This is a genomic window from Microbacterium sp. SORGH_AS_1204 (assembly GCF_030818935.1).
In the GTDB taxonomy this organism is placed as follows: domain Bacteria; phylum Actinomycetota; class Actinomycetes; order Actinomycetales; family Microbacteriaceae; genus Microbacterium.
In genome coordinates, this window is record NZ_JAUTBD010000001.1 from 2,533,464 (window position 1) to 2,549,841 (window position 16,378).

Sequence of the window (16,378 nt, forward strand, 5' to 3'; positions counted from 1 at the left end):
TGCCGGGGTGTGCGAGACACCCGCGAGGTCAGCGTCCCGCAGGAATCCGCGCCGGAGTCGGCCGTCGACCCGTCACGATCTCGCGCAGGCCCGCGGGCGGGCGTACGCGACCGGTCGGTGCCTTCACGACGCGCACGATCGCCCAGACCAGGAGCACCAGCGCCAGGAGGTTGCGCACCTCGAGCACGATCACGGGGAACGGGTTGGGGTGCGTCGCCATGAGGCCGTCGTACAGCAGCGGGTACATCCATTGCGTGAGGCCGGCGATCACCAGGGTCATCCCGGCGAAGGCGTACCAGCGGCGACGATCGAGCATCAGTCCCAGCGCCACGGGGGCGAACAGCCACACGTAGTACTGCGGCGATCCCACCTTGTTCAGGGCGATGAACGCCGTCACGAGCGCCAGGGACAGTGGCGGGAAAAGGGTGAGGTAGGTGGCGCCGTGACGCAGCTTCCACACGCCGACGGCGGCCACGCCCGCCATGACGAGCAGCATGATCGGCGTCATCGCGGCGATGAGCGGCTCCGCGCCCGGCCCGGTCACCTGGAAGGTCAGCACGTCACCGTCGTAGTAGACCTCGCTGCCGGGCACGTAGAAGGCGGCGAGGAACATGTACAGGCCACCGACCGGAGCCTCCATCTGAATGCCGCGCGTGGTCTGATCGCCGACGAAGCCGAAGACGAAGGGAGCACCGCCGAGCGCCACCACGGGGATGATCGTGGCCAGCGACACCGCCACGGCTCCCCAGACGAGCGCGAGCCGGCGGCGGATCACGACGAGACCGGCCGCCAGGATGGCCGCGGGCCACACTTTCATCCACACCGCGATCGACAGCAGCAGGGATGCCACGAAGGGGCGGCGCAGCATCCAGATCCCGCCGAGCAGGGCGAGGGGCACCGTAGTGCCGTCGATACGGTAGATGCCGACCGGGCCGATGAGAAGGATGGCCGCGAGCCAGAACCACGCCGCGATCACGCGGCCGCGCGAGCGCCCCCGGCCGACGAGCACGAGGAAGGCGACGAGGTTCACCAGCGACACCGTCAGCGCCCACGCGGGCGTGTAACCGATGGCCCAGGCGAAGACCCACGCGAAGGTCATCGGCAGGAAGGCGAGCTGGGGGTAGATCCACTTCTCGGTGATCCCCGGCCACTGCCAGGTGTCGCTGCGCGTGCACGAGGTCACGTCGATGCCGCCGAACAGGGCGCAACGCGACCACGGCTCGTACACCAGGTACACGTCGCCCATCGGCTCGTTGGGCTGTTGATAACCCAGAACGGCGACGACGACGTGCACGGCCACGAACGCGATCAACAGGGGAACGACACGCCTCAGCACCGGCCAATCCTAAGCGGCGCCTCCTGAGCACCCGCACGTACGCCCACTCCGTCCGCGTCACCACGCGCGCATGAGCACCGAACGTTATGCGATCGAGTCCCCGATCAGGGCAGCGACCACCCCCGGCAGCGCCTCGGCGACATCGAGAGCGGTGATCGGGCCTCCCCCGCCGCCGTGCGCGAGCGACGCGGCGACACCGGCACGGCCGTGCACCCACGCCGCCGTCGCCGCGCACGCCGCCAGGTCGTCCGTCGCGGTGCGTCCGGCCGCGACCGCGCCGGCGGTGATGGCCCCGAGCACCCCGCCCAGCACATCGCCCGTCCCCGCCGTCGCCAGCCACGGCGTCCCCGCCGAGACGCGACGGCTCCACCCGCCCGGTGCCGCGACGATCGTCACGGATCCCTTCGACAACACCACCCCGCCGAACGCCTCCGCCGTCTCGCGGGCGACGCCTTCTCTCGCGTCATCGTCCCGCGCATCGTCGACCCCCAGCCCCAGCGCCTCGCGCAGCCGCGTCAGTTCACGAGCGTGCGGGGTGACGATCACCGGCGCCGATGCCCCCGGCACGAGATCCAGCGCACCGGCGTCGACGACGACCGGCACGGCCTCGTTCAGGATGCCGCGCAGCGCGGCCGTCTCGGCGGCGCCGCGCTCGGCGGCATCCGTGCCCGACCCGATCACCCACGCCTGTACGCGCCCGTCGGCGGTCACCGTCTCGGGCCGCCGCTGCAGCACGAGGTCCTGCGCGCGGTCGGGTCCGAGGTAGCGGACCATCCCCGTACCGGTGCGCCACGCGGCCTCGACACCGAGCACCGCGGCGCCGGGGTACCGGGTGGACCCGGTGCGCAGCCCCACGACACCGCGGGAATACTTGTCGTCGTGGGCCGTTGGCCTCCGCAGTACGCGGGCGGCATCCAGCCCGCCCCACTCCCTCGCCGTCATGGCGTCACCCTAGAACGCGAAGGTCCCCGTGAGCGCCCTCTTCACACCCCTGTCCATCCGCGGTATCGAGATGCGCAACCGTCTGTGGGTGTCGCCGATGTGTCAGTACAGCGCCGTCGACGGGATGCCGAACGACTGGCATCACGTGCACCTCGCCCAGTTCGCCGCCGGCGGTGCGGGCCTGGTGATCGCCGAGGCGAGCGCCGTCTCACCCGAGGGGCGGATCTCGCCCGACGACGCCGGACTGTGGAACGATGCGCAGGCCGCCACATGGGCACCGATCGTGGCGGCAGTCCGTTCGCGCAGGGCGGTCGCGGGCGTGCAGCTCAGCCACGCCGGGCGCAAGGCCTCGACCACGTCGCCGCTCACCGGTGGGCGGGGCACGGTTGCGCGTGACGCGGGCGGGTGGACCACCGTGGCGCCGTCCGCGCTCGCCTACGACGCCTTCGCCGAGCCGGTCGCGCTCGACGAGAAGGGCATCGAGAAGGTCGTGGCCGACTTCGCCCATGCCGCCCGCCGGGCCGTGGGCGCCGGCTTCGAGGTCGTCGAGGTGCACGCGGCCCACGGATATCTCCTGCACCAGTTCCTCTCGCCGCTGACGAACCGTCGTGACGACGAGTACGGCGGGTCGTTCGAGAACCGGGTGCGCCTGCTCGTGCGGGTCACGGAGGCGGTTCGGGCCGCGGCACCCGACGCAGCCGTGTTCGTTCGGTTCTCGGCGACCGACGCGGCCGAGGGCGGGTGGGATGTCGCCGATACGGTCGCCGCCGCCCGGGTGGCGGCCGAAGCCGGAGCCGACCTGATCGACGTCTCCAGCGGCGGACTCGTGCCCGAGCAGCACATCGTCCCGGGCCCCGGCTACCAGGTCGACTACGCCGAGACGGTCCGCCGCGAGACCGGCCTGCTCGTCGCCGCCGTCGGCATGATCGACGACCCGACATTCGGCGAGCAGATCCTCGCCGACGGCCGCGCCGACGCGATCCTGTCGGGCCGCGAGTGGCTGCGCGACCCCCATTACGCGCTCCGCGCCGCCGCGGCCCTCGGGGCGGACCTTCCCGCTCCCGCGCAGTACCTCCGCGCCTACTGAGCCGGCGGGCCGACGCGGGAGAGGTTCGGTGCGCGCCTGTCGCCGCGGAGCCGTTTCCTCGCAGACCACGACGCCATCGCTGCGAACAGGGCGCCGGTGGCGGAGGCCGTCCGTTGCGCCGGATCAGCCCCAGCCGGCGCCCGCACACCCGCGTTCGCCGGAACAACGGATGCCACGAGGCCCAGGCCCCGTGGCATCCGTTGTTCTGCTGTCAGGCGAAGCGGCGACGCTCGGTGGCGTCCTGCACCTCGCCCACGAGCTCTTCGATGACGTCCTCGAGGAACAGCACGGCCTGCACGTCGCCCTGCTCGTCGCGCACCTGGGCGAGGTGCCGACCGGAGCGGCGCATGAGCGCGAGGGCGTCCTCGAGGTCGGTCGTCTCCAGCACCGACACCATGTGGTGCACGCGCTTGCTCGGGATGGGCCGGAGCATGTCGGCATCCGCCCCCTCCGCCGCGCGCAACACGTCTTTCAGGTGCACGTAGCCCGTGGGGTTTCCTCCGCGGTCGACGATCACGTACCGCGAGTACCCGTGCTGCGCGACCGCACGCTCGATCTCGGCGGGGGTCGTGGTCTCGGGGAGAGTGACCAACTGCCCCATCGGCACCGCGATGTCGGCGGCCTTCTTCTCGGTGAACTCCACCACCGCCGTGACCGTGCCCGCGGAGTCGTCGAGCACGCCCTCCCGGCGCGACTGCGTCACGATCGTGGCGACCTCGTCGAGGGTGTACGTCGAGGCGGCCTCGTCTTTGGGCTCCACCCGGAACAGTCGCAGCACGTGGTTGGCCGTCCAGTTCAACGCGACGATGATCGGGTAGAACGCCTTCGACACCGCCACCAGGGGCGGCGCGAGCATGAGCACCGCACGGTCGGGCAGCGAGAACGCGAGGTTCTTCGGCACCATCTCGCCGAACACGACGTGCAGGTACGACACGATCAGCAGCGCGACGATGAACGAGGCGATGTCGACCGCGGCCTCGGGGATGCCGGTGAGGCCGAGCGGCCCCGCCAGCAGGTGGTGGATCGCCGGCTCCGACACGTTCAGGATCAGCAGCGAGCAGATCGTGATGCCGAGCTGACAGGTCGCCAGCATGAGGGTGGCGTGCTCCATGGCGTAGAGCGCCGTCTTGGCGGCACGCGAGCCGCGATCGGCGTGCGGTTCGATCTGCGAACGACGCGCCGAGATGACGGCGAACTCTGCGCCGACGAAGAAGGCATTGGCGACCAGCAACACGACCAGCCACGCGATTCCCGCCCAATCGCTCATCACTGATCACCGCCCTTCGCCGCGCGGACGAGGTCGTCGACGTCCTGCTCCTTCGGGGTGGGGGTGAACTGCACGCGGTCGACGCGACGGCCGTCCATGCGCTGCACGGCGAGAACACCGTCGTCGATGTCGACGGTGTCGCCCACCACCGGGATGCGCTCCAGGGCAGCCATGATGAAACCGCCCACGGTGTCGTAGACCTCCCCCTCGGGCACGCGCACACCCGCGCGATCGAGCACTTCGTCGGGTCGCAGGTCGCCGGGGAAGGTGACGGATGCCGCGGAGCGCACGACGCCCGCGCGCGAGCGGTCGTGCTCGTCGAGCACCTCGCCGACGATCTCCTCCACGAGGTCTTCGAGGGTGACGACGCCCGCAGTGCCGCCGTACTCGTCGACGACGATCGCCATCTGATACCCGCGCGAGCGCAGTTCCGAGACGAGGGTGTCGAGGTGCACGGTTTCGGGGACGCGCAGCGGCTCGGTCGACAGAGCCGCGACCGGCACCTCCGCACGCTTCTCGCGCGGCACCCCGATCGCCGCCTTGAGGTGCACGACGCCGACGATGTCGTCCATCGACTCGCCGTACACCGGGAAGCGGCTGTGGCCGGTGCGCCGCGCGAGCTGCACGACGTCGTCGGCCGGGTCGCCCGCGGCGAGCGCGTGCACGCTGGGACGCGGGGTCATGACGTCGGCGGCGCTGAGGCGGGCGAAGGTGAGACTGCGATCGAGAAGGGATGCCGTGTCTTTCTCGAGCATGCCGGCGCTGGCCGAGCGCTTGACCAGGCTCGACAACTCCTCGGCGGAGCGGGCGCCCGACAGCTCCTCCTTGGGCTCGACGCCCATGGCGCGGAGCACGCCGTTGGCGCTGCCGTTGAGAACGACGATCGCGGGTTTGAACACCGCGGTGAAGGCGACCTGGAACGGGATGACGAGCTTCGCCGTCTGCCGCGGAATGGCCAGGGCGAAGTTCTTCGGCACGAGCTCACCGAGGATCATCGACAGCACCGTGGCGAACCCCACGCCGATCACGGCGGCGAGCGAGACGATGAGCGCCTCGGGCAGCCCCCACGATTGGAAGACGGGACGCAACAGGTTCGAGATCGCCGGTTCCATCGTGTATCCGGTGAGCAGCGTCGTCAGCGTGATGCCCAGCTGAGCGCTCGACAGGTGCGTCGACGTGATGCGCAGGGCGTCGATGGTCAACGACAGCCGTGATTCGCCGGCGTCGCGGCGCGATTCGAGGTCGGCGCGGTCGAGGTTGACGAGGGCGAACTCGCTGGCGACGAACAGTCCGGTTCCCACGGTGAGAAGCAGCCCCACGCCCAGCATGACGTAATCCATCAGGCATCACCCCCGCTCGAGCGTTCGGCGGAAGGGGGTCGGTGGGGCGTGGGTCTACAACTGGGAGGGTCGTCCATCGTGCCGTCGATTCTATTCGCACCCCGGCTCCCCGGCATCCCGTTCCTCCACACCCTTCGCGCTGGGGAGGATGGACGAATGGATGCCCGTTCTCCGGCGCAGGTGCGCGCGATGGCGGCCGAATCGGCCGTCGTGCGCCGCTATGTGCATCGCTTCGGTCCGGTCGCGTGGGGCCACGCCGCGACCCCCGGTGTCGACGGCGCCCGCACCTGGCACTACTGGTGGCATGCGCACCTGCTCCACGTACTCCGCGACGCCCAGGAGCATCGGCCCGATCCGCGCCGAGCCCGTCTGCTGCGCGCGATCCACCGCGGCATCGCCGTTCGCACGCTCGGACGCTGGACGACGCCGTTCTACGACGATGTCGCCTGGATGACCCTCGCCCTGCAGCGCTACGACCTACACGACCGGCGCATCGACCGCCTCACTCGCCGGCTGGGCGACGCCCGTGACCCGGAGGTCGGCGCCCTCCCCTGGGCGGTCGGCAGCGTGCTCTACAACGCCCCCGCCAACGGCCCGGCGGCGATCGCCCTCGCCTGGTCCGCGCGTCGGGGCATCGCCGTCGACCTCGACGCGTGGGTGGCGACGACGCTCGACGACCCGGCGACCGGACTGGTGCGCGACGGCATCGAACACGGCGTCGTCCGCCCCGAGGTCTGGACCTACAACCAGGGCGTGGCGATCGGGTCCGCCCTCGCCCTCGCCGAGGGGGCGCCCGACGCCGACGCCCGCGAGGCGCACGAGGCGCGGGCGATGGCGCTCGTGCACGCGGTCGAACGGTGGTGCGAGCCCGACGGCGGCCTCTTCCCGGCGGCCGGCGGCGGCGACGGCGGGCTGTTCGCCGGCATCCTCGCCCGCTATCTGGCGGAGGCCGCGGTGTGGTTCGCCCGCGACGTCTCGAACGACGAGCATCGGCAGGCGTCCCGCGTCGCAAGCGAGCTCGTGCATCGCAATGCGCACGCGCTGTGGCTCGGCCGACGCGAAGGGTTCTTCGCCGCGGATCCCCGGCGCCCGGCCCGCGCCGAAGACGCCGACCTCGACCTGTCGGTGCAGCTCGGGGCGTGGATCACGCTCGAGGCCGATGTCGAGGTGGCGCGCTTGGTCACCAGCTGACGGGGAGCGCCTTGCCTTCTTCGTACCCGGCCGCCGACTGCAGGCCCACGCGCGCACGCTCGTGGAACTGCGCGACCGTCGAGGCCCCGGCGTAGGTGAACGACGAGCGCACGCCAGAGGTGATCATGTCGAGCAGGTCTTCCAGACCCGGCCGCTGCGGGTCGAGGTAGATGCGCGACGACGAGATGCCCTCGGCGAACAACTCCTTGCGGGCGCGCTCGAAGGGATCGAGGCGGCCGAACCGCCCCTGCACCGCCTTGGTCGACGCCATGCCCCACGACTCCTTGTAGAGCAGACCCGCATCGTCGGTGCGCAGACGCCCGGGCGACTCGATCGTGCCGGCGAACCACGAGCCGATCATGACGGATGCCGCGCCCGCGGCCAGCGCGAGGGCGACGTCGCGCGGGTAGCGGACACCGCCGTCGGCCCAGACGTGTGCACCGACGCTGCGCGCCGCCTCGGCCGTCTCGAGGACCGCTGAGAACTGCGGTCGACCGACGGCGGTCATCATGCGGGTCGTGCACATGGCGCCCGGCCCGACGCCCACTTTCAGAATCGTCGCGCCGGCGTCCGTGAGGTCACGCACGCCCTCGGCGGTCACGACGTTTCCGGCGGCGATCGGGATGCCGAGATCCAGCGCTGCCACCTCGCCCAGCGCCCGCAGCATCTGCGCCTGGTGCCCGTGCGCGGTGTCGACGACGAGGACGTCGACCCCGGCCGCAGCGAGCGCCCGCGCCTTACCGGCGACGTCGCCGTTGATACCCACGGCCGCGGCGACGATGAGGTGTCCGTCGGCATCGACGCCCGGGCGATAGACCGAGTCGCGCAACGCGCTGCGCAGCGACAGGGTGCCGACCACGCGATCACCGTCCACGACCGCGACGACATCGGCGCCGGTCTGCTCGATCAGCGCGAACACCGCCCGCGGATCGCCGACGCGGGAGACCTCCACGAGCGGGGTTTCACCGCGGGTGATGTCGCCGAGCGTGGCGTCCAGAAGAGCGCTCGCCAGACGCGGGGCCGGCACGATCCCGCGGAAACCGGCGAGATCGACGACACCGTCCTCGCGCGTTTCGGCGACCACGATGCCGCGACCGGCGACCGGCGGCATGAGCAGACGCGCGTCGGCCACCGTCGCACCCGGAGGCAGCACCAGGGGCGCGTCCCACGCGACGGGCTGCGACTTGACCCACTCGACCGCCTCGAGCATCTCGGGCAGGGCGAGGTCTTGCGGAAGAACGCCGAGACCGCCGCGACGCGCCAGGGCGGCGGCCAGCCTCGTGCCCGTGACCGAGTTCATGTTCGCCGAGACGAGCGGCAACGTCGCCCCGCTGCCGTCGGCGGGGGCGAGATCCACGTCGAGGCGACTGCGCACCTCGGAATGACGCGGGACGAGGAACACGTCCGAGTACGTCAGGTCGACATCGGGCTGTGCGCCGGAGAACTCCATGGCATCCACTTCAGCACACCATTCGAAAGTAAAGGCCTCGTAAAGGCCACGGCCCCCCACGGCAACCTCGACTAGGCTGGCAGACGCGCAGGACGCGAGTCGTCTGTGACGGTGACGTCGGCGCATCCACAGGAATCTTCATCGAGGAAAGCAGGCGATCGACTGTGTCGAGCCAGGTGACGGGCGTCGGTACTTCGAGCGAGGGCGAGTTCGGCGCGAACGAGTGGCTCGTAGACGAACTCTACGAACAGTTCAAAGTCGACAAGCACTCCGTAGACAAGGCCTGGTGGCCGATCCTGGAGGCGTACCACCCGGTCGTCGACGGATCCTCGGCCGCCGCTCCCCCGCCCTCCGCGCCGCAGGCGCCGACGGCCTCCGAGCCCCGGCCCGTCACGGCCCCGATCCCGGTGGTCGGTCAGGCACCCGTCGCCCGTACGACGACGAAGCCCGCGGCCCCGCAGCCCATCCCGGCGCAGGCGCCGAACGTCGTCCCCTCGACCGGTGCCGACAGCACCGAAGAAGACCGCGTGACCGTGCTGAAGGGGATGCCGAAGGCGCTGGCATCCAACATGGACGACTCGTTGACGGTGCCCACCGCGACCAGCGTCCGCACGATCCCGGCCAAGCTGATGATCGACAACCGCATCGTCATCAACAACCACATGTCGCGCACGCGCGGCGGCAAGGTGAGCTTCACCCACCTGATCGGCTGGGCGCTGATCCAGGCGCTCAAGGAGTTCCCGAGCCAGAACGTCTACTACGCCGAGATCGACGGCAAGCCCTCGGTCGTCGCCCCCGCGCACGTCAACCTCGGCATCGCGATCGACATGCCCAAGCCCGACGGCTCGCGCGCGCTGCTCGTGCCCAGCATCAAACGGGCCGACACCCTCACGTTCGGCGAGTTCCTCGCCTCCTACGAAGACCTCGTGCGCCGCGCCCGCGGCAACAAGCTCACCCCCGGCGACTTCCAGGGCACCACGGTCTCGCTGACCAACCCCGGCGGCATCGGAACGGTCCACTCCGTCCCGCGCCTCATGCGCGGTCAGGGTGCGATCATCGGCGCGGGCGCCCTCGACTACCCCGCCGAGTTCATGGGGGCGAGCGAGAAGACGCTCAACGAGTTGGCGATCGGCAAGACGATCACCCTCACCAGCACCTACGACCACCGCGTCATCCAGGGCGCCGGCTCGGGCGAGTTCTTGAAGAAGGTACACGAGCTGCTCATCGGGCAGCGCGGCTTCTACGACGACATCTTCGCCGCACTGCGCATCCCCTACGCCCCCATCCACTGGGCGGCCGACATCAGCGTCGACGTCTCCGAGCGCATCGACAAGAGCGCGCGCGTGCAGGAGCTCATCAACTCCTACCGCGTGCGCGGTCACCTCATGGCCGACATCGATCCGCTCGAGTACGTGCAGCGCACGCACCCCGACCTCGAGATCGAGTCGCACGGCCTGACCTTCTGGGACCTCGACCGCGAGTTCGTCACCAACGGCCTGGGCGGCAAGCGCGTGGCGAAGCTCCGCGACATCCTCGGCGTCCTGCGCGACTCGTACTGCCGCACCATCGGCGTCGAGTACATGCACATCCAAGACCCCGCGCAGCGCCAGTGGTTCCAGAGCAACGTCGAGGTCAAGTACACCAAGCCCGGCCACGACGAGCAGCTGCGCATCCTGTCGAAGCTCAACCAGGCCGAGGCCTTCGAGACGTTCCTGCAGACCAAGTACGTCGGCCAGAAGCGCTTCAGCCTCGAGGGCGGCGAGTCCCTCATCCCGCTGCTGGACCAGATCCTGCAGGGAGCGGCGTCGGCCGGACTCGACGGCGCTGCCATCGGCATGGCGCACCGCGGACGCCTGAACGTGCTCACCAACATCGCCGGCAAGACCTACGGCCACGTCTTCCGCGAGTTCGAGGGTGCCGTCGCCGTGGGCAGCAAGCGCGGCTCGGGCGACGTGAAGTACCACCTCGGCACCGAGGGCACGTTCGTGGGCGACGCCGGTGACGAGCTCCCCGTGTACCTCGCGGCTAACCCCTCGCACCTCGAGACGGTCGACGGCGTGCTCGAGGGCATCGTGCGGGCCAAGCAGGACCGCAAGCCCATCGGCACGTTCTCGTGGCTGCCCATCCTCGTGCACGGCGACGCCGCGTTCGCGGGCCAGGGCGTCGTGGTCGAGACGCTGCAGATGTCGCAGCTGCGCGGCTACCGCACCGGCGGCACGATCCACGTCGTGGTCAACAACCAGGTCGGCTTCACCACCACCCCGACCGACGCGCGCACCTCTGTCTACGCAACCGACGTCGCCAAGACCATCCAGGCGCCGATCCTCCACGTCAACGGCGACGACCCCGAGGCCGTCGTGCGTGCGGCGGAGCTCGCGTTCCTGTACCGCGAGGAGTTCCACCGCGACATCGTCATCGACCTCGTCTGCTACCGCCGCCGCGGCCACAACGAGGGCGACGACCCCTCGATGACCCAGCCCCTGATGACCAACCTCATCGAGGCGAAGCGTTCCGTCCGACGGCTCTACACCGAATCGCTCGTCGGTCGCGGCGACATCACCGAAGACGAGTACGAGCAGGCCAAGCAGGACTTCCAGAACCGCCTCGAAGTGGCCTTCGCCGACACGCACGAAGCCGAGACCGGCACCAACCCGGTCGTCACCACCGACGCGGCCGACGAGCCCGCGGTGGGCGCTCCCGAGACCACCGGTGTCTCACGCGAGATCGTGCAGCACATCGGTGACGCGTTCGTGAACAAGCCCGACGGCTTCACGGTGCACACCAAGCTCCAGCAGCTGCTCGACAAGCGCCTCGACATGAGCCGCAACGGCAACATCGACTGGGCCTTCGGCGAACTCCTCGCCTTCGGCTCCGTGCTGATGGAGGGCACGCCGGTGCGCCTCGCGGGTCAGGACTCGCGCCGCGGCACCTTCGTGCAGCGCCACTCCGTGCTGCACGACCGCAACAACGGTCAGGAATGGCTGCCGCTGGCGAACCTCAGCGAGAACCAGGGACGCTTCTGGGTCTACGACTCGCTGCTCAGCGAGTACGCCGCGATGGCGTTCGAGTACGGCTACTCGGTCGAGCGCTCCGACGCGCTCGTGCTGTGGGAGGCGCAGTTCGGCGACTTCGCCAACGGGGCGCAGTCGGTCATCGATGAGTTCATCTCGTCGGCCGACCAGAAGTGGGCGCAGCAGTCGAGCGTCGTGCTGCTGCTCCCCCATGGCTACGAGGGCCAGGGCCCCGACCACTCGTCGGCCCGTATCGAGCGCTACCTGCAGATGTGCGCGCAAGACAACATGATCGTCGCGCGTCCGTCGACTCCTGCGTCGTACTTCCACCTGCTTCGCCGCCAGGCGTATCAGCGCCCGAGGCGCCCGCTCGTCGTGTTCACCCCCAAGGCCATGCTGCGTCTGCGCGGCGCCACGAGCCCGGTCGAGGACTTCCTCGAGGGCCGCTTCGAGCCGGTGCTCGACGACGACCGCGGCATCGACCGCGGGGCGGTGAAGCGCGTGCTGCTGCACGCCGGCAAGATCCACTGGGATCTGCGGGCGGAACTCGACAAGAACCCCAACCCCGAGATCGCCCTCGTGCGCCTCGAGCAGTACTACCCGGCACCGGCCGAGGAGCTCACGCGGGTGCTCGCGGAGTACCCGAACGCCGAACTGGTCTGGGTGCAGGACGAGCCCGAGAATCAGGGCGCCTGGCCGTTCATCGCCCTCGAGGTCGCCGACCAGCTCGGGGGGCGCCCGGTGCGCTGCATCTCGCGGGCGGCGGCCGCATCGACGGCCACCGGCTCGCCCAAGGTCCACGCGAACGAGCACGCCGCGATCATGAAAGAGGCGCTCGCGCGCTGACATCATCGCAGAAAGGGCCCGGTCGACTTCGGTCGACCGGGCCCTTTCTCCATGTGTGCCGGCTCTACCCGCGGCATCCGCTCACATCACGACGGTGGCGCCGCCAGTCCCAGAACGGGTGCCAGCGCAGGGATGGCGTAGGCGAGACTGCCGTCCAACGCCTCGCCCGTGTGTCCGGCACCCTGCACGACGTATGTCAGCACCGTGAACCCCGCCGCCTGCGCCGCCTGGGAGTTCGCCTTCTGCCCCGGGCCGTAGGTGGTGTCTTCACTGCCCCACGTGAAGATCGCCGTGTGACCGGAGTAGGTCCCCGCGGGGGCCGCTCCCATGAGCACCGACGGCTTGTTGGCCTGGAACGCGTTCGCGTCGCCGCCGAACACGTCGGCGATCGTCTGAGAGACGTGCTCGGAACCGGGGAACTCGTTACCCATCACGTCGAGGATCTGACCCCACGTGTTCGGGTACTTCGCCCCGTACGTGACCGCGCACGATCCGCCGTTCGAGAAGCCGCCGATCACCCGATACTTCGCGTCTTTGATGATGTTCAGGTTCTTCTCGGCCCACTGCGGCACGAGCTGGTTGATGTACGTCGAGACGGCACCGAACGTCGCGGAGTCGGCGCACGCGGGGTCGCGGTCGGGCGCCGACAGCTGGTCGACGACGATCGCGATGGGAGCGAGGCCTTTGTTCTTCGCGGCGAACGCGTCGAGCGCTTTCGCCAGCGCGGTCGGATCGGGCGAGCCGGGCTGGCCCATCATGAAGACGAGCAACGGCAGCGCGGGCGGATCCGGAACCTGTGCGGCAGGCGGGAGGTACAGCGACGCGTCACGTGCGGCGTACTGTCCGGTGGGGATCTTCGTACTCCCGGTCAGCGCGCTCACCGATCCCTGCGCGGGCATCCCCGCGGGGGGCTCCCACCTCTGATAGAGCGTCGCAGGGTCGCCGGAGCTCGATTCGCTCGGGGGAAGGGAAGCGGGGTCGAGCGCCTGCACACCGAGAATGGCGGCCAGATTGTGGGTGACGCCGTAGCCGGCATTGACGCCGAGCGCGCCGGCCAGGAGCGCGGCGATCATGGTGACGACACCGATCACCCGCCGGGCCCAGGGGCGCCGGCAGATACCGACGACACCGATCGCGGCGGCCGCCACCGCCCCGGACGCCCACCCGATCGCCGACCCCGGCAGCGGCCCCTGGAAGAGGTCCATCGCTTCGAGGACCTTCGCGATCACCAGCATGACGACGCCCGCCACCGCACCCGCGATGAGCGTGCGGAGGATGCGACGGGGGGACCACACGATGACCGCGATCACTCCGAGGGCGGCGACGACGGCCGCAACGGTCAGCAGGGGGCTGTCGATCAGCTCGAACGACAGAATGAACTTGTTCACCGGCGCCCCTCCCAGGCGGTTCTCGCCAGGGCGACCATCTCATGCCGCGAGGCGTCGGGAAGGTAGGCGCGTCCGACGGCGGCGCCGATGCCGGGGAGTTCGAGCGGATCGCGGTACGCCAGGGCGAGCGGGCGGTAGCGCGGGCGGAACTTGCCCTTGAAACGGAAGAGCGACGCGAAACCGTACGCCGGCTCCAGCACCTCGGCGAGCCGGCGCAGCAGGGCCCGAAGGGGAGCGGGATCGCCGTCGGCGGGTTCGTCGGGGTCGTCGGCCAACGGCGCCCCCGACAGGCTCAGGACGATGGCGCCCTCCTCCTGAAGGTGCAGGGCGGCCTTGGCGATGAGGAACTCCATCATGCCGTTGGGCCCGTCGGTGCGACGACGCATGAAGTCGAGCGTCCAACCGGTGATCTCGCCATCGGTCCAGCTCGGCATCCAACTCGTCACCGCTTCGATCCGCTGGTCGGGTCCGACGGCCAGGAGCAGTCGCACGTCGCGGTCGCGGAGCTCGTCGATCGAGCCGAGGGTGAACCCCATCTCCGGGAGAGCGCGGTCGGCGACCCATTCCTCGTCGATGGCGACCACCTGCGACGCCTGTGCGACGCTCAGCTCGTGCCACCGCGACCAGACGGCGGTGAAACCCTCGCGCTCCGCCCGGGTGAGGGGCTGTCGCACCTTCTGCCACGTCTTGCCCGCGAACGTGAGGCCCGGCAGATCCATGACGGTCTCGACCCCCACCGGCACGTGGCGCCAGCCCAGATCGACGAGGTCGTCGAGCGTGTCGGCATGCACGCTGTAGAACGCGGGAGTCCACCCGTGCTCGACGCAGAAGTCGGTGAAGCCGCTGAGGGCCTCGGGACGACGACCGGCGGGCGCGAGAGGATCTGCGACGGCGAGGGCGACATCGCCCACGAGGCGATAGGCGACGGCGCACTCGGCGTCGTCGGAGTACCAGTGCCGGTTGCCGTCCCAGGTGCCGAGGAATCCGAGAGTGTCGCTCTCGCGGCGCAGCAGGTCGCGGTACCGCTGGTCACCCCCGCCGTCGGGGCGTTGCACGCGCCGGTAGAGCCACAGGATCGCGACGACCACGATGGCCCAGAACAACACGCCCACCCACTGGTAGGCGAACAGGGCGGGGCCGCTGTGCGGAAAGGCCGTCGCGCCTCCGGGGTGCGTGAACGCCGGCGGCAGGAAACGACGCAGTGTCACCCCGACGAGGTCGAGGATCGAGACGTCGCGGTCGAACGCGCGCTTGCCGATCGCCTCGACGACGAACAGCGTCGTCGCGCAGGCGAGGAACGCCAGCGCCACGACGACTGCCACCGTGCGCGCGGCTCGAGGCGTCGCACGCACCGAGAACCGGCGACGAGCCACGACCAGAGCCGCAGCCAGCGCGAGGGGGATCACGATGCTCGCGATGGCCCAGAGAACGTACTCCGCGCCACTGCCGTCGACCCACGGGTCGATGCGCAGGCGCCCGTCGGCGAGCGAGACGAGGGGGAGGACGGCGGATGCCGCCAGCACGAACACCGCGACGATCCAGGCGGCGCGTCGCCCCTGCCGCAACCCCCACGCCGCCACCAGAAGCAGCACGAGAGGCGTGATGGCCAGCAGCGCCGGCCCGGCACCGCGCGTCATCAGCAGGGCCACCTGCTCGTCGCAGACGGATGCCGCGACCGACCCGCATTGCGCGAGCAGTTCGTCGTCGTACTGGGTGTAGGCCTCGACGACGAGCGAAAGCGGACCGCGCCCGCCGCCGCTGACGAGCGCGACGATCGGCCCGCTGCCCACCACGGCCACCAGAAGCGCCAGGAGCGTGCGGGTCTCTCGCGTCGAACTGCGGTGCCAGGAGCGACGCTCTCGTCCACGGGCGAGGACTGCTCCGACGACGAGTCCGATCGCCGCGGCGCTGAGGCGGTACCAGGAGTCGGCGTCGCCGGCGTACAGGGCGAACAGGGCGAGAAGCGCGAACCCGACGAGTCGCAGACGTCGCCGCCACAGCGTGGTCGCGAACGCCGACGCCGCCATGACGGCACCGGCGATGGGGGTGGTCGGGTCCAGAACGGGCACCTCGGCTGCGACGACGGGTCGGAGGTCGGTGAGTGTCCAGGCCGCGGCGTGGAGGCCGATGCCGACGAGGAGCCCCGCCACGCCCGTGACGGCGAGCAGAGCCGCGATGCGACGCGACCCGAGCAGACTCTCGCTGTAGGCCAGGACGGTGAAGGCGAGCAGCACCGACGACACGGCGTCGACGGCGGAATCCGGCACAATCAGGGCGGTGAACACCGTCCACCATCGCCCGCTCGCGAACGACGCCAGCGGCCCCGCTCCCCACACGAAGGCGCCGTCGTCGTTCCAGAGCGCGCCGGTGACCGCGGCGGCGGAGAGGACGACGACCGCCGCACTGACCGAGACGGGATGAAGGGCGACGTAGCGGCGGAGGAAGGGACCGACCGCGCGCAGGCGCGACGGCGCTGTCACGCCTGGCTCGGGTGGTGCTGTTTCGGACATCGGCGAAAGC

10 protein-coding genes are annotated in these 16,378 nt (G+C 70.4%); 3 read left to right on the forward strand and 7 right to left on the reverse strand.

Annotated elements, in window-relative coordinates:
- Window positions 1-28 precede the first annotated feature (28 nt).
- Together QE410_RS11710 and QE410_RS11715 are read right to left on the reverse strand one after the other, a co-directional pair.
- Window positions 29-1,336 carry a glycosyltransferase family 87 protein gene (locus QE410_RS11710; RefSeq protein WP_307332079.1) on the reverse strand — a complete coding sequence of 436 codons (1,308 nt, stop codon included), beginning with the start codon at window positions 1,334-1,336 and terminating at the stop codon, window positions 29-31.
- An 84-nt stretch (window positions 1,337-1,420) separates the two neighbouring features.
- On the reverse strand, window positions 1,421-2,278 hold the full coding sequence (locus tag QE410_RS11715) for an ADP/ATP-dependent (S)-NAD(P)H-hydrate dehydratase (RefSeq protein ID WP_307332081.1): 858 nt from the start codon (window positions 2,276-2,278) through the stop codon (window positions 1,421-1,423).
- 28 nt (window positions 2,279-2,306) lie between these two features.
- On the opposite strand from QE410_RS11715, the gene QE410_RS11720 reads away from it, so the two are divergent.
- Complete coding sequence (locus tag QE410_RS11720) at window positions 2,307-3,365, forward strand: NADH:flavin oxidoreductase/NADH oxidase (RefSeq protein WP_307332083.1); 1,059 nt, start codon at window positions 2,307-2,309, stop codon at window positions 3,363-3,365.
- A 211-nt stretch (window positions 3,366-3,576) separates the two neighbouring features.
- On the opposite strand, the gene QE410_RS11725 is transcribed toward QE410_RS11720, so the two are convergent.
- Window positions 3,577-4,632 (reverse strand): hemolysin family protein, encoded by a 1,056-nt coding sequence (locus QE410_RS11725; protein WP_307332085.1) that lies wholly within the window; start codon window positions 4,630-4,632, stop codon window positions 3,577-3,579.
- Window positions 4,632-5,972 (reverse strand): hemolysin family protein, encoded by a 1,341-nt coding sequence (locus QE410_RS11730; protein WP_307332088.1) that lies wholly within the window; start codon window positions 5,970-5,972, stop codon window positions 4,632-4,634. The genes QE410_RS11725 and QE410_RS11730 overlap by 1 nt, the downstream gene beginning before the upstream one ends.
- Before the next feature lie 156 nt (window positions 5,973-6,128).
- Between QE410_RS11730 and QE410_RS11735 the strand changes: the two genes are divergently transcribed.
- On the forward strand, window positions 6,129-7,163 hold the full coding sequence (locus QE410_RS11735) for a glycoside hydrolase family 76 protein (RefSeq protein WP_307332091.1): 1,035 nt from the start codon (window positions 6,129-6,131) through the stop codon (window positions 7,161-7,163).
- Here QE410_RS11735 and QE410_RS11740 read toward each other — a convergent pair.
- Complete coding sequence (locus tag QE410_RS11740; protein WP_307332095.1) at window positions 7,153-8,613, reverse strand: GuaB1 family IMP dehydrogenase-related protein; 1,461 nt, start codon at window positions 8,611-8,613, stop codon at window positions 7,153-7,155. The two genes, QE410_RS11735 and QE410_RS11740, sit on opposite strands and share 11 nt — an antisense overlap.
- A gap of 164 nt (window positions 8,614-8,777) precedes the next feature.
- Between QE410_RS11740 and QE410_RS11745 the strand changes: the two genes are divergently transcribed.
- A complete protein-coding gene (locus QE410_RS11745; protein WP_307332097.1) occupies window positions 8,778-12,470 on the forward strand; it encodes a multifunctional oxoglutarate decarboxylase/oxoglutarate dehydrogenase thiamine pyrophosphate-binding subunit/dihydrolipoyllysine-residue succinyltransferase subunit in 3,693 nt (1,230 codons plus the stop codon).
- Between the two features lie 86 nt (window positions 12,471-12,556).
- On the opposite strand, the gene QE410_RS11750 is transcribed toward QE410_RS11745, so the two are convergent.
- Both QE410_RS11750 and QE410_RS11755 read right to left on the reverse strand, forming a co-directional pair.
- On the reverse strand, window positions 12,557-13,858 hold the full coding sequence (locus QE410_RS11750) for an esterase family protein (protein ID WP_307332100.1): 1,302 nt from the start codon (window positions 13,856-13,858) through the stop codon (window positions 12,557-12,559).
- Window positions 13,855-16,368 (reverse strand): bifunctional lysylphosphatidylglycerol flippase/synthetase MprF, encoded by a 2,514-nt coding sequence (locus QE410_RS11755; RefSeq protein WP_307332103.1) that lies wholly within the window; start codon window positions 16,366-16,368, stop codon window positions 13,855-13,857. Before QE410_RS11755 ends, QE410_RS11750 begins: the two co-directional genes overlap by 4 nt.
- Window positions 16,369-16,378: the final 10 nt, after the last annotated feature.

Coding starts and splice junctions, on each gene's coding strand:
- QE410_RS11730 (WP_307332088.1), bottom strand. CDS start 5,972: ATGGATTACGTCATGCTGGGCGTGGGGCTGCTTCTCACCGTGGGAACC.
- QE410_RS11755 (WP_307332103.1), bottom strand. CDS start 16,368: ATGTCCGAAACAGCACCACCCGAGCCAGGCGTGACAGCGCCGTCGCGC.
- QE410_RS11715 (WP_307332081.1), bottom strand. CDS start 2,278: ATGACGGCGAGGGAGTGGGGCGGGCTGGATGCCGCCCGCGTACTGCGG.
- QE410_RS11740 (WP_307332095.1), bottom strand. CDS start 8,613: ATGGAGTTCTCCGGCGCACAGCCCGATGTCGACCTGACGTACTCGGAC.
- QE410_RS11725 (WP_307332085.1), bottom strand. CDS start 4,632: ATGAGCGATTGGGCGGGAATCGCGTGGCTGGTCGTGTTGCTGGTCGCC.
- QE410_RS11735 (WP_307332091.1), top strand. CDS start 6,129: ATGGATGCCCGTTCTCCGGCGCAGGTGCGCGCGATGGCGGCCGAATCG.